The 24,536-nt window shown below is 53.7% G+C and carries 19 protein-coding genes; 9 read left to right on the forward strand and 10 right to left on the reverse strand.

The window, feature by feature from the left end:
* Nucleotides 1–2 precede the first annotated feature (2 nt).
* Nucleotides 3–611: a dephospho-CoA kinase gene (gene coaE / locus VH86_RS09425; protein ID WP_045832755.1), complete on the reverse strand. Its 609-nt coding sequence runs from the start codon at nt 609–611 to the stop codon at nt 3–5.
* Between the two features lie 219 nt (nt 612–830).
* On the opposite strand from coaE, the gene VH86_RS09430 reads away from it, so the two are divergent.
* On the forward strand, nt 831–1,871 hold the full coding sequence (locus tag VH86_RS09430; protein WP_045832756.1) for a GMP reductase: 1,041 nt from the start codon (nt 831–833) through the stop codon (nt 1,869–1,871).
* Nucleotides 1,872–1,995: 124 nt separating this feature from the next.
* Here VH86_RS09430 and hofC read toward each other — a convergent pair whose 3' ends face one another.
* The 4 genes from hofC to nadC all read right to left on the reverse strand — a co-directional run bounded on the left by hofC (nt 1,996) and on the right by nadC (nt 6,094).
* Nucleotides 1,996–3,195 carry a protein transport protein HofC gene (gene hofC, locus VH86_RS09435; RefSeq protein ID WP_045832757.1) on the reverse strand — a complete coding sequence of 400 codons (1,200 nt, stop codon included), beginning with the start codon at nt 3,193–3,195 and terminating at the stop codon, nt 1,996–1,998.
* On the reverse strand, nt 3,188–4,576 hold the full coding sequence (gene gspE / locus VH86_RS09440; RefSeq protein ID WP_045832758.1) for a type II secretion system protein GspE: 1,389 nt from the start codon (nt 4,574–4,576) through the stop codon (nt 3,188–3,190). Before gspE ends, hofC begins: the two co-directional genes overlap by 8 nt.
* The gene (ppdD, locus tag VH86_RS09445) at nt 4,576–5,019 is read right to left on the reverse strand and encodes a prepilin peptidase-dependent pilin (RefSeq protein ID WP_045832759.1); all 444 of its coding nucleotides are present in this window, start codon (nt 5,017–5,019) and stop codon (nt 4,576–4,578) included. Before ppdD ends, gspE begins: the two co-directional genes overlap by 1 nt.
* A 178-nt stretch (nt 5,020–5,197) precedes the next feature.
* On the reverse strand, nt 5,198–6,094 hold the full coding sequence (nadC, locus tag VH86_RS09450; RefSeq protein ID WP_045832760.1) for a carboxylating nicotinate-nucleotide diphosphorylase: 897 nt from the start codon (nt 6,092–6,094) through the stop codon (nt 5,198–5,200).
* A 181-nt stretch (nt 6,095–6,275) separates the two neighbouring features.
* On the opposite strand from nadC, the gene ampD reads away from it, so the two are divergent.
* Nucleotides 6,276–6,827 carry a 1,6-anhydro-N-acetylmuramyl-L-alanine amidase AmpD gene (gene ampD, locus VH86_RS09455; protein WP_045816802.1) on the forward strand — a complete coding sequence of 184 codons (552 nt, stop codon included), beginning with the start codon at nt 6,276–6,278 and terminating at the stop codon, nt 6,825–6,827.
* Nucleotides 6,828–6,843: 16 nt separating this feature from the next.
* Nucleotides 6,844–7,698 (forward strand): beta-lactamase regulator AmpE, encoded by an 855-nt coding sequence (ampE, locus tag VH86_RS09460; protein WP_034829634.1) that lies wholly within the window; start codon nt 6,844–6,846, stop codon nt 7,696–7,698.
* On the opposite strand, the gene VH86_RS09465 is transcribed toward ampE, so the two are convergent.
* From VH86_RS09465 to aroP, 3 genes are all read right to left on the reverse strand, one after another.
* Entirely contained in the window at nt 7,680–8,633 is a 954-nt protein-coding gene (locus VH86_RS09465) for a family 43 glycosylhydrolase (protein ID WP_045832761.1), read from the reverse strand. The genes ampE and VH86_RS09465 overlap by 19 nt on opposite strands.
* On the reverse strand, nt 8,630–10,036 hold the full coding sequence (locus VH86_RS09470) for a glycoside-pentoside-hexuronide (GPH):cation symporter (RefSeq protein ID WP_045832762.1): 1,407 nt from the start codon (nt 10,034–10,036) through the stop codon (nt 8,630–8,632). Before VH86_RS09470 ends, VH86_RS09465 begins: the two co-directional genes overlap by 4 nt.
* A gap of 162 nt (nt 10,037–10,198) precedes the next feature.
* Nucleotides 10,199–11,554, reverse strand: coding sequence for an aromatic amino acid transporter AroP (gene aroP, locus VH86_RS09475; protein WP_045832763.1), 1,356 nt, complete (start codon nt 11,552–11,554; stop codon nt 10,199–10,201).
* A gap of 513 nt (nt 11,555–12,067) precedes the next feature.
* On the opposite strand from aroP, the gene pdhR reads away from it, so the two are divergent.
* The 4 genes from pdhR to lpdA all read left to right on the forward strand — a co-directional run bounded on the left by pdhR (nt 12,068) and on the right by lpdA (nt 19,128).
* Entirely contained in the window at nt 12,068–12,832 is a 765-nt protein-coding gene (gene pdhR / locus VH86_RS09480; RefSeq protein ID WP_034829622.1) for a pyruvate dehydrogenase complex transcriptional repressor PdhR, read from the forward strand.
* Between the two features lie 128 nt (nt 12,833–12,960).
* Nucleotides 12,961–15,627, forward strand: a complete 2,667-nt coding sequence (gene aceE / locus VH86_RS09485; protein ID WP_034829620.1) for a pyruvate dehydrogenase (acetyl-transferring), homodimeric type — start codon at nt 12,961–12,963, stop codon at nt 15,625–15,627.
* A 14-nt stretch (nt 15,628–15,641) separates the two neighbouring features.
* Complete coding sequence (gene aceF, locus VH86_RS09490) at nt 15,642–17,528, forward strand: pyruvate dehydrogenase complex dihydrolipoyllysine-residue acetyltransferase (protein ID WP_045832764.1); 1,887 nt, start codon at nt 15,642–15,644, stop codon at nt 17,526–17,528.
* Between the two features lie 175 nt (nt 17,529–17,703).
* Nucleotides 17,704–19,128, forward strand: a complete 1,425-nt coding sequence (lpdA, locus tag VH86_RS09495) for a dihydrolipoyl dehydrogenase (RefSeq protein WP_038650261.1) — start codon at nt 17,704–17,706, stop codon at nt 19,126–19,128.
* A gap of 145 nt (nt 19,129–19,273) precedes the next feature.
* Here lpdA and VH86_RS26340 read toward each other — a convergent pair whose 3' ends face one another.
* On the reverse strand, nt 19,274–19,420 hold the full coding sequence (locus tag VH86_RS26340; RefSeq protein ID WP_139810742.1) for a Hok/Gef family protein: 147 nt from the start codon (nt 19,418–19,420) through the stop codon (nt 19,274–19,276).
* Between the two features lie 271 nt (nt 19,421–19,691).
* The gene (locus tag VH86_RS09500; RefSeq protein WP_045832765.1) at nt 19,692–20,600 is read right to left on the reverse strand and encodes a LysR family transcriptional regulator; all 909 of its coding nucleotides are present in this window, start codon (nt 20,598–20,600) and stop codon (nt 19,692–19,694) included.
* A gap of 98 nt (nt 20,601–20,698) precedes the next feature.
* On the opposite strand from VH86_RS09500, the gene VH86_RS09505 reads away from it, so the two are divergent.
* The gene (locus tag VH86_RS09505; RefSeq protein ID WP_038649032.1) at nt 20,699–21,694 is read left to right on the forward strand and encodes an aldo/keto reductase; all 996 of its coding nucleotides are present in this window, start codon (nt 20,699–20,701) and stop codon (nt 21,692–21,694) included.
* Between the two features lie 237 nt (nt 21,695–21,931).
* The gene (gene acnB / locus VH86_RS09510) at nt 21,932–24,529 is read left to right on the forward strand and encodes a bifunctional aconitate hydratase 2/2-methylisocitrate dehydratase (protein ID WP_072050598.1); all 2,598 of its coding nucleotides are present in this window, start codon (nt 21,932–21,934) and stop codon (nt 24,527–24,529) included.
* The last annotated feature ends 7 nt before the right edge of the window (nt 24,530–24,536 follow it).

Here is a 24,536-nt window from a genome sequence, read left to right on the forward strand (position 1 = left end):
TGTTAATCCTGTCCGGTTGCTGCCAGGCGTAAATAACGCTGGTGAAGTTCAGCAACGCGCGGCAACGCCTGCTCGGGCGTACCACTGTTATCGATGAGGTCATCCGCACAGGCCAGACGCTGCTCGCGGCTGGCCTGTGCGGCAAGAATATTTTTTGCCTGGCTAAGTGTGATGCCATCACGCTGCTGAGTACGCCGCAACTGCGTAGCTTCATCCACATCAACCACCAGAACCCGGTCAGCCTGATGCTGTAACCCGTTTTCCACCAATAGCGGCACCACCCATAACACATAGGGTGACGTTGCCAATAATTTTAGCTGCTGCGTACGGGCATTGATAAGAGGATGAAGCAGCTGATTTAGCCAGTTTTTTTCTTTCGGCTGCTGAAAAATAATCTCGCGCAGTCGTGCCCGATACAACGCTCCTTCGGCGGTCAATATTGACTCACCATGGCGTTTAACGATCGCCTGCAGGGCGGGTGAACCAGGTTCAACCACTTCTCGTGCAATCACATCAGCATCAATAATATCAACGCCTAGCGCGGCGAAAGCATTGGCAATGGTGCTTTTACCACTGCCAATTCCTCCGGTGAGCGCAACGGTAAAAGGCATAGCGTTCTCTCAGAATTGTCTTCATTGGGCGACCATCAGCCGCAATAAGATGAGAGCATGATCACAATCAATTTTCTCAGCTAAATTTAAGGGATTGTAGCTTAAATAAAGTGAAATTCGCAGTCTTGTCGCGGAACGAATGGCGCGTATGATAACGACACTGGAGCCGTGAGCGCTACCCGAACTGCGGTTCGTCGTCACTAACCAGGACACTCAGCTATGCGTATTGAAGAAGATTTAAAACTGGGCTTTAAAGATGTTTTGATCCGCCCCAAACGCTCCACCCTGAAAAGCCGTTCTGAGGTTGAACTCGAACGCACCTACACTTTCAAGCATTCAGGTCTGAACTGGACCGGCGTTCCGGTGATTGCCGCCAATATGGACACCGTGGGCACATTCACCATGGCCGAAGCGCTGGCGGGCTTCAATGTTCTGACAGCAGTGCATAAACACTACAGCGTGGAAGCCTGGCAGGCATTTATCCAGCGCGTACCGGCTGCAGTGCTCGGGCATGTGATGGTGTCATCCGGTACCTCCGAAGCCGATTTCAGTAAACTCACTGCGATTCTCGCCCTATCGTCACAGCTCAATTTCATCTGCATTGATGTTGCCAATGGTTACTCCGAGCACTTTGTTGAGTTCCTGCAACGAGTGCGTGAAAGTTTCCCAGGCAAAACCATCTGCGCGGGTAATGTGGTGACCGGTGAAATGGTCGAGGAGTTGATTCTCTCTGGCGCAGATATCGTCAAAGTCGGCATTGGCCCCGGTTCCGTTTGCACTACACGTGTCAAAACCGGCGTCGGCTACCCGCAGTTGTCTGCGGTGATTGAGTGTGCAGATGCGGCGCATGGCCTCGGCGGCCAGATCGTCAGCGATGGCGGCTGTTCGGTGCCGGGTGATATTGCGAAAGCTTTCGGCGGCGGGGCAGATTTTGTCATGCTCGGCGGCATGCTGGCGGCGCACGATGAGTGCGAGGGGAACGTCGTCGAAGAGCAGGGCGAGCAGTTTATGTTGTTCTATGGTATGAGCTCTGAATCCGCGATGAAACGCCATGTCGGCGGTGTTGCCCAGTATCGTGCTGCAGAAGGGAAAACCGTTCGTCTGCCACTGCGTGGCCCGGTGGAGGACACCGTGAAGGATATCCTCGGCGGCCTGCGTTCGGCCTGCACTTACGTAGGGGCAGCACGCCTTAAAGAACTGACAAAGCGCACCACGTTTATTCGTGTGGCGGAACAGGAAAATCGGGTATTCACGCGCTGATGGCTGATGGCTGATGGCTGATGGCTGATGGCTGATGGCTGATGGCTGATGGTCAATTATCGAAGGTTGAAGGTTGAAGGTTGAAGGGTGAAAGTTGAAGACAGATGCGCACCGCGCGCATCTGTCAACGAATCGCATCGCCTAAGCCAAATACCGGCAGATACATGGCAATCACTAACGTCCCGACAATTCCACCGATCACAATCATCATCAAGGGCTCGAGCGAAGCCGCCAGTGCATAAGCCCTCATCAGCGTTTGTGCTTCATGCCACTCCGCTAATCGTGCCAGCATGACATCCAGCGCCCCCGCTTCCTCACCGACCCGGATCAGTTGTGCACAGAGTGCGGTGAAAAGCAGATGATGCTGCATAGCCTGATGCAATGGTGAGCCGCCAGCGATATGCCGCTGTAACGCGATAATCGCTTCACGCCACAGTGGCGATCCCAGCGTGACCTCAACGGCTTGCAGGCTTTGTAATAAAGTGAGTCCGGCCTGCTGCGTTAATTGCAGGACGGCGTAAATCTGGCTGAGCTGACCACCGCGCCAGAGTGTTGAAAGTAACGGCAGACGCAATAGCCAGCGATGAACACGTATTTGCCAGTGCACGGAACCACGGTAAAGCCACCTTGCGCCGAACAATATGCACATTATCGTTAGCGCCAGGGGGATCGCCGCCTGTTGTAAAAACGCTGACAGACTCATCACGGCGGCGGTGAAGGCGGGAAGGGGGGCATCAAAACTGGCATACACGGAGACAAATTCGGGCAGCACAAATAGCAACATGCCCACACTCACCGCCAGCGCCACCAGCAAGATAAACAGTGGATAGCGCAGAGCTTTAACCACTTTCTGTCTCAAGTGCTGTTGCTTGCTTTGCTGTACCGCCAACTGGCGACAGCATTCATCGAGCTGACCGGTGAGTTCACCCACTTCCATTAATGCCGGAAACAGCGCAGGGAAGATCTGCGGCCAGGCGCGAAGTGCAGATGAAAATGCCTCTCCGGCCATGACCCGACGTTGCAATTCATTAAGCAGTTCGCGCCAGCCAGCATGCGGGTGCCCCTCAGCCAGCAAGGTCAAACTCTCCGCCAGCGGCAATCCTGCCTTGAGCAAGGTAGCCAACTGACGAACAAGGTCAATTTTGTGCTGCCACTTCCAGTCACGCGTGCGCCAGCATTGTCCACGCTGCCAGCTAACCGGCAGCATACCGCGATCTGAGAGTTGTTGCAGGAGCACTTCCTGACTGGCAACTAATGAGGTTCCTTGCCGTAACGCACCCTGGGTGTCCAGCGCCTGCCAGCGATAATGGTAGAGATTAGCCATCCTCCAATCCCACAACCCGCTGAACTTCTTCAAAGGAGGTGTCACCGCGACTCACAGCCTCCAACCCGGCGGCGAGCAGGGTTTTCATCCCGCCTTCACTGGCCAGTGAGATAATGTGCTCCAGCGGCATATCAGCTGAAATCGCGTTTTGTAATTTGTTACTCATCGGCAGCACCTCAAATAACGCCAGACGCCCGTAATAGCCCGAGAAGCAGTGGTCACAGCCTGGGGCGCGCCAGGTTTGTAAGGTGCCAGGCCAAATGTCGTGTGGCAGATGTGCCAGGGCCTGTGCTGGCTGGCGGCAGTGCTCGCAGAGCCGTCGTACCAGACGCTGCGCGATGACTAACTGTAAGGCCGGGCCGAGCAAGTAACCGGGAATATCCATCTGTCGCAGACGAGTGAGTGTTTCCGCCGTCGAATTGGTGTGCAATGTTGATAGCACCAGGTGCCCGGTCTGCGCCGCTTTAACGGCAATGCTGGCCGTTTCGGCATCGCGGATTTCACCCACCATAATCACATCCGGATCCTGTCGCAGCAGAGCCCGCAGTACACGGTTAAAATCGAGCCCGCTACGCGGTTGGATTTGCGTCTGGTTAATGCCCTCCAAAGGAATTTCAACGGGATCCTCTACACTGCAGACATTTTTATCCGGCACATTCAGAGCGCTTAATCCGCTGTAGAGAGTGAAGGTTTTACCGCTGCCGGTAGGCCCGGTGACCAGTATCAGTCCCTGAGGTTTAGCCAGCGCGTGCTTCAGTAACCGGAGTTGGGCAACCGGCATGCCGAGTTTATCCAGTGTGATCGCGCTGTTTTCACTTTGCAGCAGTCTCACCACGGCTTTCTCACCGTGACTAATGGGTAAAGTAGAGAGGCGAAATGCGGCCTGTTGATCGTCAAGGTTCAGTGTGAATTGCCCATCTTGTGGCAAGCGACGCTCGGCGATATCCAGCCCGCCGAGGATTTTCAGTCTGGCAAGCACCGCAGCCGTTGGTGCATCTGGCAAATGTGACAGCTTGTGCAAAACACCATCAATACGAAATCGGACGCGTAACCCCTGCTGCTGAGGTTCAAAATGCACGTCAGAAGCACGGCGTTGGATCGCCTGACGCAAAATCTGTTCAACGGCATTAATCGCTGTTTCGGTGGCGGCCGGTTCATGCAACGTCGCCGAGTCATCAGGGTTGTGCAGGAGTTGCTCCAGTCGTGCCGCAGGCCAGCACTCGACTTCGACTTTGCACTGGCTGGCGAATTGCAGGGCTTCCAGCAGCAGCGGATCGGGCGTCTCGGCCACTGCGACGCGCAGTGATGTCGCGTCATGCTGAAGCATCACAGCCTGGTAACGTGCACATAATATCTGTAGTGGGGTGTTGGGCTGTGGCATCAGCGCGTGTCCTTATCGGTGAAGCGGAACTGTTCAAGGCAACTGTCACGCAGGCTGGCATTGGTACTGGTGCAACTGCGTTGCCAGTCCAGAGTGCCTTCCGTGGTGTTCCATATTGGTGTCATTTCCACACTCAACTCGGTAAGACTCTCCTGACCCGTTAAGGTGATTGCGCCATTCACGACGCTGAGCGAGGCCACATAGCGCGAACCTTTGGCAGCAGGAATCCCGCCCGTACCCGCCTGGCATTGAGTGGGGCCGCCACGTTCAATTGCGCAGAGTTCCACGGCGGTTTTATAAGGCACCATGGTTTGCAGCATGTCAGTCAGCGCGGCGCGTTGTAGATAATTTTGGTAGCTAGGCAGGCCAATAGCACTAAGAATGGCCACAATGCCAATCACTATCATCAATTCGATGAGGGTAAAACCTTGTTGTCTATCCATTATTCAGCTCCTGGTTGTGGAGCGGCTAAGGTAGAAAACGGCGTCAGAAAGCGATAGTGAGACTGTTTAACGCTGGAAGGCAGGATGTAATGAATCGCAGCGTTTGCAGAAGAAGTAACAGTAAACGGGAAGATAACTCACAAACCGCCGCGCAGAGGCGGCGGTAAGAGGAGGGAAATTAGTGTTCTCGAAAACGCATGGAGAGATCCATAGCGCGCACATGCTTGGTCAAAGCGCCCACCGAAACGAAGTCGACGCCCGTTTTAGCTATCTGCGGCAGTGTTGCTTCCGTGACGTTACCGGAAACTTCCAGCAGGGCACGTTTGTCGGTGAGAAGGACGGCTTCATGCATCATCTCGAAGCTAAAGTTATCCAGCATGATAATGTCGGCACCGGCATCAATCGCATCCTGCAGTTCTTGCAGGCTCTCTACCTCAACTTCAACCGGCACATCGGGATCCAGCCACAGCGCTTTCTCAACGGCTTTGCGAACCGAACCGCTGGCGATAATATGGTTTTCTTTGATCAGGAAGGCATCGGAAAGACCTAGCCGATGGTTACTGCCGCCGCCGCACAATACGGCATATTTCAGCGCTGTACGCAGGCCTGGCAAGGTTTTGCGTGTATCCAGCAATTGCGTTTCGCTGCCATCGAGCAACTCGACATAATGACTGACTTCTGTGGCTACGCCGGAAAGCGTTTGTACGAAGTTCAGTGCGGTCCGCTCAGCGGTTAAGAGCAGACGAGCCGGGCCTTTTAATTCGAACAGCAGCTGATCAGCCACCACGGGCTGGCCGTCTTCAACATGCCAGATAATCGCGACTTTGTTACCCAGTTGGATGAACACTTCTTGTACCCAGCGTTTACCACAAAAAACACCGGGTTCACGCGTGATGATCTGTGCTTCGGCCTGTTTATCTTCCGGCAAGAGTAGGGCGGTGATGTCACGGTTAGCATCCACCTCACCACCTAAATCCTCCTGAAGTGCGCGCGCAACGGCTTCGGGGATGTCCTGTTCAATACGCTTAATCAGTTCCTGACGACGATGATCGGGATCGTAACGACGCGATGCCATGCTTATGCCACTCCATTAATCGGATTTAACTGCGCTCACCTTAGCCTGATTTATGGCCTAATGCCAGTCGTGATAGCTGAAATGTTTAGTATCCTTAACACCTGTCGCCGTTCGCATTAAGTCACAAGCCGAAAAGGGGAAACATGTTATTCTCAGCCTGATTTTGCCTGGGATTTAGAGCATGAAACTGGAAGATGGCTGGATCACCAGCGCGCGCAAAGTGCCCTCGCCGCACTTTAATCAACGACCGGAAAATGAAATTCCCTCGTTGCTGATTATTCATAACATCAGTTTGCCTCCGGGTGAATTTGGCGGCCCGTGGATTGATCAATTGTTTACCGGGACCTTGCCGCCGGATGCCCACCCCTATTTTGCCGATATCGCGCAGCTGCGCGTGGCGGCACACTGCCTGATTCGTCGTGATGGTGAGTTGGTGCAGTATGTTTCGTTTGATCAGCGTGCATGGCATGCCGGTGTGTCGCAATTTGCCGGGCGAGAAAACTGTAATGATTTCTCGATGGGCATTGAGCTGGAAGGCACGGATACGTTGCCGTACACCGACGCGCAGTATAAGACCTTAAAAAAGGTCACGGCCTTGTTGCTTAAGCACTATCCGCTGACGCTGGAACGCATCACCGGACACAGCGATATCGCGCCACAGCGCAAAACCGATCCAGGCCCCGCATTTGACTGGATACGCTATAAAGAGTCTATCAGGCAGGAGAATCCCTGAAACAGCAGGAGCAGGTATGACGTTGTTTAGCTTGTTATTAGTGTTAGGTTGGGAACGCCTGTTTAAATTGGGTGAGCATTGGCAACTGGATCATCGTCTGGAGCCGCTGTTTCGCGGACGCCAGCGATTTTCACTGCTGCGCACGTTAGTGATGACCCTCATCGCGATGCTGATTGTCTGGCTGCTGGTGTGGAGCCTGAAAGGCATTCTGTTTGGCGTGGCACAACTGGCATTCTGGATTGTGGTGGGCTTGTTGTGTATCGGCGCAGGTTCTGTGCGTCTGCACTATCATCGCTACCTGAAAGCCGCCAGCCACGATGATGAAGCGGCGCATCAGGCCATGGCAGCGGAACTGACACTGATTCATGGTGTGCCCGTTGAGTGCAGTGAGCGTGAGTTTTTGCGTGAGCTACAAAATGCGCTGATTTGGATTAACTTCCGCTTTTACCTCGCGCCACTGTTTTGGTTTGTGGTGGGAGGGCCTTATGGCCCTGTGCTGCTGGTGGGTTATGCCTTCCTGCGCGCCTGGCAGAGTTGGCTGGCAAAACACCATTCTCCACTGGAGCGCGCGCAGTCAGGTGTAGACAGCATACTGCACGTGCTGGACTGGATACCGGTGCGTCTGGCAGGTGTGGCTTATGCGCTGTTAGGCCATGGTGAGCGGGCATTGCCTGCGTGGTTTGCCTCGCTAAGCGATCGGCATCGTTCGCAATATCAGGTGCTGACCAGTCTGGCGCAGTTCTCGCTGGCGCGCGATCCGCATATGGATAAAGTGGAAACGCCACGGGTGGCCGTGGCGCTGGCGAAGCGGATATCGTTAGTGCTGGTGGTCGTGGTCGCGCTGCTGACCATTTACGGCACGCTGGTGTGATCGGCTGGCGGTACACCGAAATCCGGTGTGCCGTCTTCACGCCATTCGATGTACTTCAGTCGTGTATGACGGTTCGGATCCCATAACGGATCGCCTTCAATTTCAGTGTAATTCCGTGCGTGATACACCAGCACATCCCTGCCTTTTTCGTCCCGCGTAAAGCTGTTATGCCCCGGCCCAAACTGTTGATTTTCCCAACTGGTGGTGAAGACTGGACGCGCAGATTTCTGCCAGGCAGTGCTGTCGAGGGGATCGGCCATCACGTCGATGCTGAGTATTCCCAGACAGTAATTCTCATCAGTTGCGCTGGCGGAATAGGTGACAAACAGCCGATCGCCGTGCTGAATAACCGCTGGGCCCTCATTGACGCTAAAGCCTGCGCACTCCCACTCATACTCCGGCCGGCTGAGCATCACCGGTGCGCTTTTCAGCGTCCAGGGATTCAGCAATTCCGCGAGATAGAGATTGGAATTGCCCGGAATAGCGGGATCCTTCTGTGCCCACAGATACCAGTTTTTGCCCTGATGCACGAAATGCGTCGCATCGAGCGAGAAAGAGTCGATTGGGGTAAACACACGGCGAACAGGTTGCCAGTGGCCGGAAAGCGGATCGTTGTCATCACATACCAGCGCATACATGCGATGCTGAAACAGACCATCTTTGATGTCGCGCGTTGGGGCAGCAGCAAAGTAAATCACCCATTGCCCATTGATATGATGCAGTTCGGGTGCCCAAATCAACGCACTGAACGGTCCGGTATCGGGTTTACGCCACACCGTCACCGCTTCGGCCTCAATCAGGCCGTTCAGCGTGTCAGCGTGACGAATTTCGAGTCGGTCATACTCTGGCACCGATGCCACGAAGTAGTAGCCTTCGCCATGACGCAGGATAAATGGATCGGCGCGTTGGGTAATAAAGGGATTTGGCCAGCTCATTTGATCTCTCCAGGTTGCGGGGTGACAGTCAGTGAGGCAGGGGATAATTCACGTGCGTTGGCACGGCGTAGCGCAAGATCATCCTGAATGATGCGCATGAGTTTGCGATCCACCTTCAGCAAGCGCACCACACCGGCGGTGATCAGATAGCCGACACCGGGAATCACGGTAAACAGCAGCATGATGCCGTTGATGGCCGAAGGCTGTTGCTGTTGAGCGCTTGCGTCATACCCATAGATAAAGAGCAGGAAACCGACCATCGCGCCAGCCACAGCCAGGCCGACTTTCAGGAAGAACAGATTGCCGGAAAAGCTCATGCCGGTGATACGTTTCCCCGTTTTCCATTCGCCATAATCATCGACATCCGCCATCAGCGACCAATGCAGTGGCGACGGGATTTGATGCAGGATATTAAGCAGGAAGTAAGCGACAACCACTGCCACAGTCGCGTGAGGATCAATCCAATAGAAACCGCAGGAGAAGAGTGCCAGCGCGATATTGGTCCAGAAAAACACCTTCAGCTTGCACCAGCGGTCGGTGAGGATTTTTGCCAGCGTACTGCCGAACATCATGCCAATCACACCCAGGCTAATAAACAGCGTGGCAAAATGCGTGGATTGCCCCATCACCCAGGTAACGTAATACATGGTGGCGGCCATGCGGATAAAGCCGGGACAAACATTGCAGAAGGTGAGGAGGAGAATGCGCACCCATTGATCGTTCTTCCAGACGTCACGCAGGTCTTTCTTCAAATCATCATTACTGGGCGCGGCTGGACGAATCCGTTCGCGTACCGTGGCAAAACAGAACAGGAACATCACCAGACCTATCAGCGCCAGCACGCTCATCGCCATCTGATACCCGCGCGCTTTATTGTCACCGCCAAACCACTCGGCCATCGGTAGCAGTGATAGCGAGAGAATCAGTGTCGCCACGCCAACCATCACAAAGCGGTAAGATTGGCAGGAGACGCGTTCACCGGGATCGTTGGTAATCACACCGCCCAACGAGCAGTAAGGAATATTGATAGCGGTGTAGGTGAGCGACATCAGGAAGTAGGTGACAAAGGCCCAGATAACTTTGTTGTCATAACTCCAGTCTGGGGTGGTGAACATCAACACGCTGAACAGCACATAGGGTACGGAAACCCAAAGTAGCCACGGGCGGAATCGTCCCCAGCGGCTTTGAGTACGATCGGCGATGGCGCCCATAATCGGATCGGTGACCGCATCCAGCACGCGAACAGAAAGTAGCAGTGTACCGACCAGCGCAGGCGCAAGGCCAAACACATCGGTGTAAAAATAGTTAAGGAAAAGCATGATCGCGCCGCCGATCATATTACATCCGGCATCGCCCATGCCGTATCCCAGTTTCTCTCTGAATGAGAGTGCTGCGCCTTTCATTGTTCGTCTCCAGCGACAAGGTGAGACGAAATTATCAGCGTTAAATCAGTAACCTGCTGGGGAACAATTGGTCACGTAGATGGACAAAACAGGTGGGCGCAGAAAAGTGTGAGGCAGATCAGAAGTGTTGCCCGGCGACGGCGCGCCGGGCAAGGGCATACATTAGGCTTTTTGCACTTTATTTTTGATGGTGTAACCCACTGCCAGGATAATGATCCAGACAGGAATCAGCCACACAGAAATCGCCATACCTGGTGTGATCGCCATGATCACCAGTACTGCCGCCATGAAGGCCAGGCAGAGCCAGTTACCAAATGGATAGAGCACCGCTTTAAAGCGCGTAGTCACACCCTGCTGGTCTTTCTTCTTGCGGAATTTCATGTGTGCCAGGCTGATCATCGCCCAGTTGATCACCAGCGCAGAAACCACCAGTGACATCAGCAGGCCAAACGCTTCACCCGGCATCAGGTAGTTGATCAGGACGCACAGCGCTGTGGCGACTGCAGACACCAGAATCGTAGCAACTGGCACGCCGCGTTTATCAACTTTGAGCAGCGCTTTTGGCGCATTGCCCTGCTGCGCTAAGCCGAACAGCATACGGCTGTTGCAATACACGCAACTGTTATAGACCGACAGCGCGGCTGTCAGGATCACCACGTTCAGGGCATTCGCCACCAGTGCATCACCCAATTCATGGAAGATTAGCACGAACGGGCTGGTCTCTTCGGTGACGCGCGTCCATGGCATCAATGACAGCAACACTGCCAGTGAACCAATATAGAAAATCAGGATACGCCACAGTACCTGGTTAGTGGCTTTCGGGATGCTCTCTTGCGGATTGTCAGCCTCAGCCGCCGTGATACCTACCAGCTCAAGACCGCCAAACGAGAACATAATGATCGCCATCATCATCACCAGGCCGGTCATACCGTGTGGCAGGAAACCACCCTGGCTCCATAGGTTGGTTACACTGGCCTGCGGGCCGGCGTTGCCGCTGAACAGCAGCCAGCCGCCAAACAGGATCATGCCGATAACCGCGAAAACCTTGATGATCGCGAACCAGAACTCCATTTCCCCGAACACTTTAACGTTGGTCAGGTTGATGGCGTTAATGACGACGAAGAAGATCGCCGCACTGGCCCAGGTAGGGAATTCGGGATACCAGAATTGGATGTATTTACCGACGGCACTCAGTTCGGCCATCGCGACCAAAACGTACAGCACCCAGTAGTTCCAGCCTGAGGCAAAACCGGCAAAGTTGCCCCAGTATTTGTAAGCGAAGTGGCTGAAGCTGCCGGCGACCGGCTCTTCCACTACCATTTCACCTAACTGGCGCATAATCAGAAAGGCAATAAATCCTGCAATTGCATAACCGAGAATCACGGCCGGGCCGGCCGATTTAATCACTGATGCGCTGCCCAGAAACAGGCCAGTACCCACGGCACCGCCCAGCGCAATCAGCTGAATATGGCGATTTTTCAGGCCGCGGTGCAGCGATTCGCCATGCTGTTGTTCCATACAAACCTCGTGATGTTGTTATTGTGCACCTGCAGTGCGCGCACTGTAAGGCTGTTTTACGCAATGTATTCTTTTCTTTACGGTATTTGGCGTGCTGTGTGCATGCTGAAACTACCATGGCGACCAGAATAGTGATAAGCGCGCCGCTTTGCACCTGCTTTTGCTTTTTGTGCTGAGAGATGGCTGAAAAAGCAGCACTATCCACTAGGTATCGCTCGCGCTATTTCTGACATGAAAAATCAATAAACACGAATAGCTTTCCCTTATGGTTGCCTGTCAGGCTTAGGGCTAACTCAGTGTAAGGTTTGGTAAAAGTGAAATCTGTTAACAATTCACTTACGTAGCAAATATATGCCTTTATTACGGTAAGTTAGCGCGCTGTAACAGCGATATACCCCGGAAGTGTGATGCCTGCCATATAGACACAAGGTGAATACTTTGTTACTTTACGGGCACCATTTTTCAATTGGTATTACCAATTTACTCCGGACGTTTTCACAATAAGAAGGGAAGATGGCTTACAGTAAAATTCGCCAACCCAAGCTCTCCGATGCGATCGAGCAACAGTTGGAGTCTCTCATTATGGAAGGGACGCTCCAGCCAGGTGAAAAGCTTCTCCCCGAGCGCGAACTGGCGAAACAGTTTGATGTCTCACGTCCATCCCTGCGCGAAGCGATTCAGAGCCTGGAAGCCAAAGGCCTGCTGCTACGCCGTCAGGGCGGTGGTACCTTCGTGCAAACAAATCTCTGGCAAAGCATGAGCGATCCCTTAGTCAGCCTGCTTGCCGAACATCCAGAATCCCAGTTTGACCTGCTGGAAACCCGTCACGCACTGGAAGGTGTTGCTGCCTATTATGCGGCGCTGCGTGGCACGGATGAAGACTTGCAGCGTATCCGCGACTGCCATGTTCACATCCAACAGGCGCAGGACAGCGGCGATCTGGATGCCGAAGCAGATGCAGTGATGAAGTATCAGATCGCTGTCACAGAAGCCGCCCATAATGTGGTGCTTTTACATTTGCTGCGTTCCATGGGCCCTATGCTGGAACAAAACGTCCGTCAGAATTTCGAATTGCTTTACGCTCGCCGGGAAATGCTGGCGAAAGTGAGCGGTCACCGCGCCAGTATCTTTGAGGCGATTGTGGCTCGTGAGCCAGAACAAGCACGCGAGGCATCCCATCGTCACCTGGCGTTTATTGAGGAAATCTTGCTGGATAGAAGTCGGGAGCAGAGCCGTCGTGAACGCTCCCTGCGTCGTTTACAGCAACGTAAGGAATAACGCACGGCAACGAACGTGCGGACATAAACGACGGGCCTGTCTTACTTGTGCTGTGAACCAGAAGCAAAGCACAAGCAGACAGGCTCCTGATAATTCAACGTATTAGACACAGATAAGGAACACACCCCATGTCAGAACGTTTACAGAATGACGTGGATCCGATCGAAACTCGTGACTGGCTACAGGCGATCGAATCGGTCATCCGTGAAGAAGGTGTTGAGCGCGCGCAGTATCTGCTTGATCAGGTATTGAACGCAGCACGCAAAGGTGGCGTGAAAGTGGCTGGCGGTGCGTCGGCTATCAGTAACTACATCAACTCTATTGCTGTTGAAGATGAACCGGACTATCCGGGCAACACCTCTCTTGAACGTCGTATCCGTTCCGCAATTCGCTGGAACGCCATTATGTCGGTCCTGCGTGCATCGAAGAAAGATCTGGAGCTGGGTGGTCACCTCTCATCTTTCCAGTCTTCTGCCACCATTTATGAAGTGTGCTTCAACCACTTCTTCCGTGCGCGCAGTGATAAAGACGGCGGCGATCTGGTTTACTTCCAGGGCCATATCTCTCCAGGCATCTACTCACGTGCTTTCCTTGAAGGCCGTCTGACCGAAGAGCAGATGAACAACTTCCGTCAGGAAGTGCACGGTAAAGGTCTCTCGTCTTACCCGCACCCGAAACTGATGCCTGACTTCTGGCAGTTCCCAACCGTTTCTATGGGGCTGGGTCCACTGAACGCGATCTATCAGGCGAAGTTCCTGAAATACCTGGAACACCGCGGCCTGAAAGACACCTCAAACCAGACCGTTTACGCCTTCCTCGGTGATGGCGAGATGGATGAGCCAGAATCTAAAGGTGCGATCACCATCGCCACCCGTGAGAAGCTGGACAACCTGGTGTTCATCATTAACTGTAACCTGCAGCGCCTTGATGGCCCGGTTACCGGTAATGGCAAAATCATCAACGAGCTGGAAGGCATCTTTGCCGGTGCTGGCTGGAACGTGATCAAAGTGATCTGGGGCGCGCGTTGGGATGAACTGCTGAAGCAGGACACCAGCGGTAAGCTGATCCAACTGATGAACGAAACCGTTGATGGCGACTACCAAACCTTCAAATCCCGTGATGGCGCTTACGTGCGTGAGCACTTCTTCGGTAAATACCCGGAGACCGCAGCACTGGTGAAAGACTGGTCAGACGAAGAGATCTTCGCCCTGAACCGTGGTGGTCACGATCCGAAGAAAATCTACGCGGCACTGAAAAAAGCGCAGGACACCAAAGGTCAGCCGACCCTGATCCTGGCACATACCATCAAAGGTTATGGTATGGGTGACACTGCGGAAGGTAAAAACATCGCGCACCAGGTGAAGAAGATGAACATGGATGGCGTTCGCTACATCCGTGATCGCTTCAACGTGCCAGTGGCTGACGATCAGATCGAAAGCCTGCCGTATGTGACCTTCGAGAAAGGTTCTGACGAATATAACTACCTGCACGGTCAGCGTGAGAAGCTGGGTGGCTACCTGCCAACCCGTCAGGCAGAGTTCAGCGAGAAGCTGGAAATGCCAACGCTGGAAGAGTTCAAACCGTTGCTGGAAGAGCAGAACAAAGAGATCTCGACCACCATCGCGTTTGTACGTGCCCTGAACGTGATGCTGAAGAACAAGTCGATCAAAGATCGTCTGGTGCCAATCCTTGCGGATGAAGCGCGTACCTTCGGTATGGAAGGTCTGTTCCGTCAGATCGGTATTTACAGCCCGAACGGCCAGCAATACACCCCGCAGGACCGTGAGCAGGTTGCTTACTATAAAGAAGACGAGAAAGGCCAGATTCTGCAGGAAGGGATCAACGAGCTGGGCGCAGGTTCATCCTGGCTGGCGGCGGCGACCTCTTACAGCACCAACAACCTGCCGATGATTCCGTTCTACATCTATTACTCAATGTTCGGTTTCCAGCGTATCGGCGATCTGATGTGGCTGGCGGGCGACCAACAGGCGCGCGGCTTCCTGGTCGGCGGTACCTCAGGTCGTACGACGCTGAACGGTGAAGGTCTGCAGCACGAAGATGGCCATAGCCACATTCAGTCGCTGACTATCCCGAACTGTATCTCTTACGATCCGTCTTACGCGTACGAAGTTGCAGTCATCATGCAAGATGGTCTGGTGCGTATGTACGGCGAAGCGCAGGAAAACATCTACTACTACATCACCACGCTGAACGAAAACTACCACATGCCTGCGATGCCGCAGGGTGCGGAAGAGGGTATCCGTAAGGGTATCTACAAGCTGGAAACTGTAGACGGTAGCAAAGGCAAAGTGCAGCTGCTGGGTTCAGGTTCTATCCTGCGCCACGTGCGCGAAGCCGCACAGATCCTGGCGAAAGACTACGGCATCGGTTCTGACGTTTACAGCGTCACCTCGTTCACTGAACTGGCGCGTGATGGCCAGGATTGTGAGCGCTGGAACATGCTGCACCCAACTGAAGCGCCTCGCGTGCCGTACATCGCTCAGGTAATGAACGAAGCGCCAGCTGTTGCCTCAACGGACTACATGAAGCTGTTCGCAGAACAGGTTCGCAGCTACGTACCTTCAAGCGATTATCGCGTACTGGGTACCGATGGCTTCGGTCGTTCAGACAGCCGCGAAAACCTGCGTCACCACTTCGAAGTGGATGCATCGTATGTTGTGGTTGCAGCGCTGGGTGAGCTGGCTAAACGCGGCGAAATCGATAAGAAAGTGGTGGCAGAAGCGATCACCAAATTCAGCATCGATGCCGATAAAGTTAACCCGCGTCTGGCTTAAGAGGTAAGAGAGTAATGGCTATCGAAATTAACGTACCGGATATCGGGTCAGACGAAGTTGAAGTCACCGAAATCCTGGTGAAGGTGGGCGACAAAGTTGAAGCTGAACAGTCGCTGATCACCGTGGAAGGCGATAAAGCCTCAATGGAAGTGCCTTCGCCACAAGCGGGCGTCGTCAAAGAGATCAAGATCGCGACCGGTGACAAAGTGAATACCGGTTCACTGATCATGATCTTCGACGCTGAAGGCGCGGCCGCTGCCCCTGCAGCAGAAGAGAAAAAAGCCGAAGCCGCTCCGGCGCCTGCTGCTGCGGCAGTAAGCAAAGAAGTGAACGTGCCTGATATCGGCGGTGATGAAGTTGAAGTCACCGAGATTCTGGTGAAAGTCGGCGATAAAGTTGAAGCTGAACAATCTCTGCTTACCGTTGAAGGCGATAAGGCTTCAATGGAAGTGCCAGCACCGTTCGCGGGCGTGGTGAAAGAGATCAAAATCGCTACTGGCGATAAAGTGAATACCGGCTCGCTGATCATGATCTTCGAAGCCGAAGGTGCTGCACCGGCTGCGGCCCCAGCCGCGAAGCAGGAAGCGGCTCCCGCTGCGGCCCCGGCTGCTGCGGGTGGCGCGAAAGACGTCAACGTGCCAGACATTGGCGGCGATGAAGTTGAAGTCACCGAAGTGCTGGTCAAAGTGGGCGACAAAGTCACCGCTGAGCAGTCACTGATCGTGGTTGAAGGCGACAAAGCGTCAATGGAAGTGCCTGCGCCATTCGCCGGTACCGTGAAAGAGCTGAAAGTGTCTACCGGCGATAAAGTCAGCACCGGTTCACTGATCATGGTGTTTGAAGTAGAAGGCGCTGCGCCTGCTACTGCGGCACCTGCGGCGAAACAGGAAGCGGCTCCAGCGCCGGCGGCAGCGAAACCTGCCGCTGCACCAGCAGCAAAAGCTGACGCGAAAGGTGAGTTTGCTGAGAACGACGCTTACGTTCACGCGACCCCGGTGATCCGTCGCCTGGCGCGTGAGTTCGGTGTGAATCTGGCGAAAGTCAAAGGCACTGGCCGTAAAGGTCGCATCCTGAAAGAAGACGTGCAGTCTTACGTGAAAGATGCGGTGAAACGTGCGGAAGCCGCTCCGGCTGCTGCAGCGAGCGGCGGAAGCCTGCCGGGTCTGCTGCCTTGGCCGAAAGTGGACTTCAGCAAGTTTGGTGAAGTCGAAGAAGTGGAACTGGGTCGCATCCAGAAAATCTCGGGCGCTAACCTGAGCCGTAACTGGGTGGTTATCCCACACGTTACGCACTTCGATAAAACCGATATCACCGATCTGGAAGCGTTCCGTAAGCAGCAAAACGCCGAAGCGGAAAAACGTAAGCTGGATGTGAAGTTCACCCCTGTGGTGTTCATCATGAAAGCCGTTGCCGCTGCGCTGGAACAGATGCCGCGTTTCAACAGTTCACTGTCTGAAGATGCACAACGACTGACGCTGAAGAAATACATCAACATCGGTGTGGCGGTTGATACGCCAAACGGTCTGGTGGTTCCAGTGTTCAAAGATGTGAACAAGAAAGGCATCACTGAACTGTCACGTGAGCTGATGGCGATTTCTAAGAAAGCGCGTGATGGCAAGCTGACCGCTGGCGATATGCAGGGCGGTTGCTTCACCATCTCCAGCCTTGGTGGCCTGGGCACCACGCACTTCGCACCTATCGTGAATGCGCCAGAAGTGGCGATCCTCGGTGTGTCTAAGTCTGCGATGGAGCCGGTGTGGAACGGTAAAGAGTTTGAACCGCGTCTGATGATGCCAATCTCACTCTCCTTCGACCACCGCGTGATCGACGGTGCTGATGGTGCGCGCTTTATCACCATCATCAACAACACACTGTCCGACATTCGCCGTCTGGTGATGTGAAGTTAACCAAGGCCGGCAAATGCCGGCCTTGTTGTAAGCATTCGGAGTTGCCGCGGTTGGCAGTTTATTAACAATTCTGTAAACTCTTGCGGTGAAATGTCCCGGTGGATTTAGGGCATGCAGAGCCTGGGATAGGCTCTACGTCTGGCCGCCGGCAATCTAATAAGAGGTCATGATGAGTACAGAGATTAAAACTCAAGTCGTGGTACTTGGGGCAGGTCCTGCAGGTTACTCTGCAGCCTTCCGTTGCGCTGATTTAGGTCTGGAAACCGTAATCGTTGAGCGTTACAGCACCCTCGGTGGTGTTTGTCTGAACGTGGGCTGTATCCCGTCAAAAGCGCTGCTTCATGTTGCGAAAGTGATCGAAGAAGCCAAAGCACTGGAAGAGCACGGCATCGTGTTTGGCCAGCCGCAAACTGACATCAACAAGATTCGTACCTGGAAAGAGAAGGTCATCACTCAACTGACTGGCGGTCTGGCCGGTATGGCGAAAGGCCGTAAAGTGAAAGTGGTTACCGGTCTGGGTAAATTTACCGGCGCGAACACCCTGGTGGTGGAAGGTGAGGGTGGCGCAACCACCATCAACTTCGATAACGCGATCATCGCTGCCGGCTCTCGCCCAATCGAACTGCCTTTCATTCCACACAACGATCCACGCGTGTGGGACTCTACAGACGCGCTGGAACTGAAAGAAGTGCCTAAGCGTTTGCTGGTTATGGGCGGCGGCATCATCGGTCTGGAAATGGCCACCGTGTATAACGCGCTGGGTTCAGAGATCGACGTGGTTGAGATGTTCGACCAGGTTATCCCTGCTGCTGATAAAGACGTGGTGAAAGTCTTCACCAAACGCATCAGCAAGAAATTCAACCTGATGCTGGAAACCAAAGTGACCGCTGTTGAAGCGAAAGACGATGGTATCTACGTATCAATGGAAGGTAAAAAAGCCCCGGCTGAAGCACAGCGTTATGACGCAGTGCTGGTAGCAATCGGCCGTGTGCCAAATGGCAAAGGTCTGGATGCGGGCAAAGCGGGCGTGGAAGTGGACGACCGTGGTTTCATCCGCGTCGACAAGCAACTGCGTACCAATGTGCCGCACATCTTCGCTATCGGCGATATCGTCGGTCAGCCAATGCTGGCGCACAAAGGTGTGCATGAAGGCCATGTGGCGGCAGAAGTGATTTCTGGTCTGAAGCACTACTTCGACCCGAAAGTGATCCCTTCTATTGCCTATACCGAGCCAGAAGTTGCCTGGGTTGGTCTGACCGAGAAAGAAGCCAAAGAGAAAGGCATCAGCTATGAAGTTTCCACCTTCCCGTGGGCCGCTTCTGGTCGTGCAATCGCTTCTGACTGCGCAGACGGCATGACTAAACTGATCTTCGACAAAGAGACTCACCGTGTGATCGGTGGTGCGATTGTCGGTACCAACGGCGGCGAGCTGCTGGGTGAAATCGGTCTGGCGATCGAGATGGGCTGTGATGCAGAAGACATCGCACTGACCATTCACGCGCACCCAACCTTGCATGAGTCAGTGGGTCTGGCGGCTGAAGTGTTTGAAGGTAGCATCACTGACCTGCCAAACCCGAAAGCGAAAAAGAAATAATTTTTCGTGCTAAATAAAGAAACGGCTCCTTAATGGAGCCGTTTTTTATTACGGGTTCTATTTAATTAAAACGATAAATAAGGCGCTGGAGCTAACGCATAAGCCCTGCCGGAAATAGCAGGGGCGACCCCCTGCTATTGAAGTTTTACTGCTTAACTTCGTAAGCCATTACCGCAGATAATTCAGCAGCGAATATCTTAAATCGTAACTCACAAAGTGTATTACGATTCACCAGGCACAACACTAATAACATGAGCCCGCCGATAATCAGCTTGCTGAATGATAACTTCATAATCACTTACTCCTTGCATTAGCACGAGCAAGCAACTACCCTAACATTGCTTAGGTGTTTCGGGTAGTTGCCTGCTCGTGCGGTTGATGAAAATTGACCGCATGAGTTTCTCCTTCCACAACCCACCTCAATTGATAATGCTTGAGGCAGATTGCCTCAAGCGCCCGCAGGCAGTCTACGCGATTTCCTTTTTATTTCACGTTTAAATTATCTTTAATTTCAATTAAATTTATCGGTTTTATTATTCGCCTTTAGTTAAAGGTGTTAGGTGTTACCTTAATTTATTTTCAATATTTTTAATCCAGTCAATAAAATGCCTGAGCGGTGCGGAAAGGTATTTCCTGCTGGGATAATAGAGCCAGAATCCTTCCTCAACCTGGGTATAATTAGCCAGTATTTCAACTAATTCCCCTTTGGCTAAAGCCGTGTGGACGGCATCCTGATGCAAAAAGGCGATACCTAATCCGGCGCGAGCCGCTTGCAGAATGCGCTCGTTATTATCCAGCACCAGTGAGCCTTTTACCGCCACTTCCTGTTTGCGCCCATCCTGCCAAAATTCCCAACGATAACGACGTCCGCTGGGAAAGCGTCTTTCAATGCAGGGAAACTGCAATAACTCTGCCGGTAACTGCGGAACGCCATATTGCGCAAGAAAAGCCGGGCTGGCCACCGCCAGTGCCCGCATTGGCTTGCCAAAGGGCAGGGCGATCATATCCTGCGCTAGCACATCGCCATAGCGCACGCCCGCATCAAAACCGCTCTCAACGATATCGACCAGTGCGTCATTGCTGTCGATCTCTAGCGTAATCTCCGGGTAGCGTTGCACAAACGGCAGTATCAGGGACTGAAAAAACAGCGCCTCCGCGGAACGCGGCATGCTGATGCGCAACACACCACGAGGATCGCTACGCCAGTCATTCAGTTCATCCACCGCTTGTGAAAGATCGGCCAATGCAGGCTGGATGCGCAGCAAAAATCGCTCGCCGGCTTCAGTCAGTGCCACCTTGCGCGTGGTGCGATGTAACAGCCTTACTCCTAAACGCGCTTCAAAATTGCGCATGGCGTGGCTCAGGCTGGAGGGCGTCACGTTACGCTCCTCGGCGGCTTTGCGAAAACTCAGATGCTGCGCGATAGCGGCAAACATCTCCAGTTCCTGCATTGATGCACGGTAGTTTTTCATTGCTGAGTTCCATTCACTAAATCAACGAAAATCGCACAATTGTTGCTGCGATTGCTGAGGTTTATAACATTAACACCGTAAGCGAAGAGGATAAATCAATGCAACAGCGTCAATTAGGCAGTCAGGGATTACAGGTTTCAGCGTTAGGATTAGGCTGCATGGGCATGAGCTTTGCCTATGGTCAGAATGATGAGAAGCAGGCGTTGAATACGCTGGCACGCGCGTTTGATCTCGGTGTCAATTTCCTCGATACCGCTGAAGTTTATGGTCCCTTCACCAATGAAACGTTGCTGGCTAAAGCGATCAAAGGCCGCAGTGATATCAAGGTCGCCACCAAGTTTGGTTTCCGCATCACCGATCATGGTGAGGGCTGGGAGCGTATTACCGGTGCCAATAGCGAACCGGCGCATATCCGCCGCGCCGTGGAAGGTTCACTCCAGCGACTCGGTGTCGAAACCATTGAATTGCTGTATCAGCATCGTCTTGATCCGGCCGTGCCGATAGAGGATGTGGTAGGCGTGATGGCGGATCTGGTGCGTGAAGGGAAGGTGAAGTATCTCGGCTTATCCGAAGTTTCATCAGCCACTTTACGCCGCGCGCAGGCGGTGCATCCGATCTCCGCCCTGCAGAGTGAATACTCATTGTGGACGCGCGATCCAGAGCAAGAGCTTCTTGCGACCTGCCGTGAGCTGAATATCGGATTTGTCCCTTACAGTCCGTTAGGCCGAGGTTTCCTCACCGGCAAATTCCCGGCGGCGGCCACGCTGGCGGACGATGATTTTCGTCGCTCCCTGCCGCGTTTCCAGCAGGATGCACAGACGCATAACCAGAAGTTAGTGAATCAGCTCTCAGAGATGGCTGCAGGTTATGATGCGACGGCAGCACAACTGGCGCTGGCATGGGTGCTGGCGAAAGGTGAGGATATTGTGCCGATCCCTGGTGCCAGCAAAATCGCCAATCTCGAACAAAACTGTGCTGCGGCTGCTCTCACCATTCATTCGGCAGATATTCAGGCCCTGGATACGCTGTTCAATCCAGAAAACATTCAAGGTGAGCGCTACAACGAAAGCGAATTCACCCTGGTCGATCGCTAATTTTTAGCTCCTAAAACACAAAAAAGCAGGCTCAGGTGGCCTGCTTTTTTGTGTGACCGCGCTCAATCTCCAGATAAATCTGCTAAATAAAGCACGGATGTTGCTTTTTTGTAAACAGATTAACAATCAGCCGAAATGCTGCTATGCTGGCCGACGCGGAACCGGGCACCTCACCCTACTGTTTGACAGCTCAAGGGGTGTACCGGAAAGCTATACAATGAGAGCGAGGAGAACGTCGTGCTAGAAGAATACCGTAAGCACGTTGCCGAGCGTGCTGCCCAGGGAATCGTACCTAAGCCGTTAGATGCTTCCCAAATGGCCGCGCTGGTTGAACTGCTGAAAAACCCGCCAGCGGGTGAAGAAGAATTCCTGACCGATCTATTGGTCAACCGTGTACCCCCAGGTGTTGATGAAGCGGCTTATGTAAAAGCTGGTTTCCTGGCAGCTGTCACGAAGGGCGAAGCCCTCTCTCCTCTGGTTACTCGCGAAAAGGCAGTTGAACTGCTGGGCACCATGCAGGGTGGCTACAACATCCATGCCCTGATCGAAGCGCTTGACGATGAAGCACTGGCTCCGATTGCTGCTGAAGCCCTGTCCCACACGCTGCTGATGTTCGATAACTTCTACGATGTCGAAGAGAAAGCGAAAGCGGGTAACCCCCACGCGAAAAAAATTATCCAGTCCTGGGCCGATGCAGAGTGGTTCCTGAAGCGTCCTAAGCTGGCTGAAAAAATCACCACCACCGTGTTTAAAGTGACCGGCGAAACCAACACCGATGACCTCTCTCCGGCACCGGATGCATGGTCTCGCCCGGATATTCCACTGCACGCACTGGCGATGTTGAAAAACCCACGTGATGGTATCGAACCCGACGATGCCGGTAACATTGGGCCGATCAAACAGATCGAAGCACTGCAGAAAAAAGGCTTCCCACTGACCTACGTCGGTGATGTTGTGGGTACAGGTTCTTCCCGTAAATCCGCCACCAACTCGGTGTTGTGGTTCATGGGCGATGACATTCCGTACGTGCCAAATAAAAAGGGCGGCGGTCTTTGCCTCGGCGGTAAAATCGCACCGATCTTCTTCAACACCATGGAAGATGCGGGCGCACTGCCCATCGAAGTGGACGTTGATCGTCTAAACATGGGCGATGTGATTGACGTTTACCCATACAAAGGTGAAGTACGTAATCACGAAACCGACGAACTGCTGGCGACCTTCGAGCTGAAAACCGAAGTGCTGCTGGATGAAGTCCGTGCCGGTGGCCGTATTCCACTGATCATCGGTCGTGGCCTGACCACCAAAGCACGCGAAGCTCTCGGTCTGCCGCACAGCGATGTGTTTGTGCAGGCGAAAGACGTGGCTGCCAGCACCCGTGGTTACTCACTGGCGCAGAAAATGGTGGGCCGTGCTTGTGGCGTAGAAGGGATTCGTCCTGGCGCTTACTGCGAACCGAAGATGACGTCTGTGGGTTCTCAGGATACCACCGGTCCAATGACCCGTGATGAACTGAAAGACCTGGCGTGCCTGGGCTTCTCATCCGATTTGGTGATGCAGTCATTCTGTCACACCGCGGCCTATCCTAAACCGGTTGACGTGACCACGCACCACACCCTGCCAGACTTCATCATGAACCGTGGCGGTGTTTCACTGCGTCCGGGTGATGGCGTTATTCACAGCTGGCTGAACCGTATGCTGCTGCCAGATACCGTGGGTACCGGCGGCGATTCGCACACCCGTTTCCCAATCGGTATCTCCTTCCCGGCGGGTTCTGGTCTGGTGGCGTTTGCTGCTGCGACCGGCGTGATGCCACTGGATATGCCTGAGTCAGTGCTGGTGCGTTTCAAAGGCGAAATGCAGCCGGGCATCACCCTGCGCGATCTGGTTCACGCTATTCCGCTGTACGCGATCAAAGCGGGCCTGCTGACCGTTGAGAAGAAAGGGAAGAAAAACATCTTCTCTGGCCGCGTGCTGGAAATCGAAGGTCTGCCGAAACTGAAAGTTGAGCAGGCGTTTGAGCTGACCGATGCCTCTGCTGAGCGTTCTGCGGCGGGCTGTACCATCAAGCTGGATAAAGAGCCGATCATTGAGTATCTGAACTCAAACATCGTGCTGCTGAAGTGGATGATCTCCGAAGGTTACGGCGATCGTCGTACGCTGGAGCGCCGCGTTGAAGGCATGCAGAAATGGCTGGCGGATCCGCAACTGCTGGAAGGCGATGCGGATGCAGAGTATGCGGCAGTGATCGATATCGATCTCGCCGAAATCAAAGAGCCAATCCTGTGTGCGCCAAACGATCCGGATGATGCACGCTGGTTGTCTGATGTGCAGGGCGAGAAGATCGATGAAGTGTTCATCGGCTCTTGCATGACCAACATCGGTCACTTCCGTGCAGCCGGTAAACTGCTGGATGCGCACAAAGGCCAGCTGCCAACCCGTCTGTGGGTTGCGCCACCAACCAAGATGGATGCCGCACAGCTGACGGAAGAGGGCTACTACAGCGTCTTCGGTAAGAGCGGTGCGCGTATCGAGATCCCAGGCTGTTCACTCTGCATGGGTAACCAGGCGCGTGTGAAAGACGGTGCGACAGTGGTTTCCACGTCAACCCGTAACTTCCCGAACCGTCTGGGTACCGGCGCGAACGTGTTCCTGGCTTCGGCTGAGTTGGCTGCGGTGGCATCCCTGCTGGGTAAACTGCCAACGCCAGATGAGTATCAGCAGTTTATGGTTCAGGTTGATAAGACGGCGGCAGATACTTACCGCTATCTCAACTTTGACCAACTGGGTCAGTACACCGAGAAAGCTGACGGCGTGATCTTCCAGACCGCTGTTTAATCGGCGA

This window comes from Pantoea sp. BL1 (assembly GCF_000963985.1).
GTDB lineage: Bacteria > Pseudomonadota > Gammaproteobacteria > Enterobacterales > Enterobacteriaceae > Pantoea > Pantoea rwandensis_B.

Coding starts and splice junctions, on each gene's coding strand:
- ampD (WP_045816802.1), top strand. CDS start 6,276: ATGAAACTGGAAGATGGCTGGATCACCAGCGCGCGCAAAGTGCCCTCG.
- coaE (WP_045832755.1), bottom strand. CDS start 611: ATGCCTTTTACCGTTGCGCTCACCGGAGGAATTGGCAGTGGTAAAAGC.
- lpdA (WP_038650261.1), top strand. CDS start 17,704: ATGAGTACAGAGATTAAAACTCAAGTCGTGGTACTTGGGGCAGGTCCT.
- VH86_RS09430 (WP_045832756.1), top strand. CDS start 831: ATGCGTATTGAAGAAGATTTAAAACTGGGCTTTAAAGATGTTTTGATC.
- ppdD (WP_045832759.1), bottom strand. CDS start 5,019: ATGGATAGACAACAAGGTTTTACCCTCATCGAATTGATGATAGTGATT.
- VH86_RS09500 (WP_045832765.1), bottom strand. CDS start 20,600: ATGAAAAACTACCGTGCATCAATGCAGGAACTGGAGATGTTTGCCGCT.
- pdhR (WP_034829622.1), top strand. CDS start 12,068: ATGGCTTACAGTAAAATTCGCCAACCCAAGCTCTCCGATGCGATCGAG.
- aceF (WP_045832764.1), top strand. CDS start 15,642: ATGGCTATCGAAATTAACGTACCGGATATCGGGTCAGACGAAGTTGAA.
- VH86_RS09470 (WP_045832762.1), bottom strand. CDS start 10,036: ATGAAAGGCGCAGCACTCTCATTCAGAGAGAAACTGGGATACGGCATG.
- VH86_RS26340 (WP_139810742.1), bottom strand. CDS start 19,420: ATGAAGTTATCATTCAGCAAGCTGATTATCGGCGGGCTCATGTTATTA.
- ampE (WP_034829634.1), top strand. CDS start 6,844: ATGACGTTGTTTAGCTTGTTATTAGTGTTAGGTTGGGAACGCCTGTTT.
- VH86_RS09505 (WP_038649032.1), top strand. CDS start 20,699: ATGCAACAGCGTCAATTAGGCAGTCAGGGATTACAGGTTTCAGCGTTA.
- aroP (WP_045832763.1), bottom strand. CDS start 11,554: ATGGAACAACAGCATGGCGAATCGCTGCACCGCGGCCTGAAAAATCGC.
- gspE (WP_045832758.1), bottom strand. CDS start 4,576: ATGCCACAGCCCAACACCCCACTACAGATATTATGTGCACGTTACCAG.
- nadC (WP_045832760.1), bottom strand. CDS start 6,094: ATGGCATCGCGTCGTTACGATCCCGATCATCGTCGTCAGGAACTGATT.
- VH86_RS09465 (WP_045832761.1), bottom strand. CDS start 8,633: ATGAGCTGGCCAAATCCCTTTATTACCCAACGCGCCGATCCATTTATC.
- aceE (WP_034829620.1), top strand. CDS start 12,961: ATGTCAGAACGTTTACAGAATGACGTGGATCCGATCGAAACTCGTGAC.
- hofC (WP_045832757.1), bottom strand. CDS start 3,195: ATGGCTAATCTCTACCATTATCGCTGGCAGGCGCTGGACACCCAGGGT.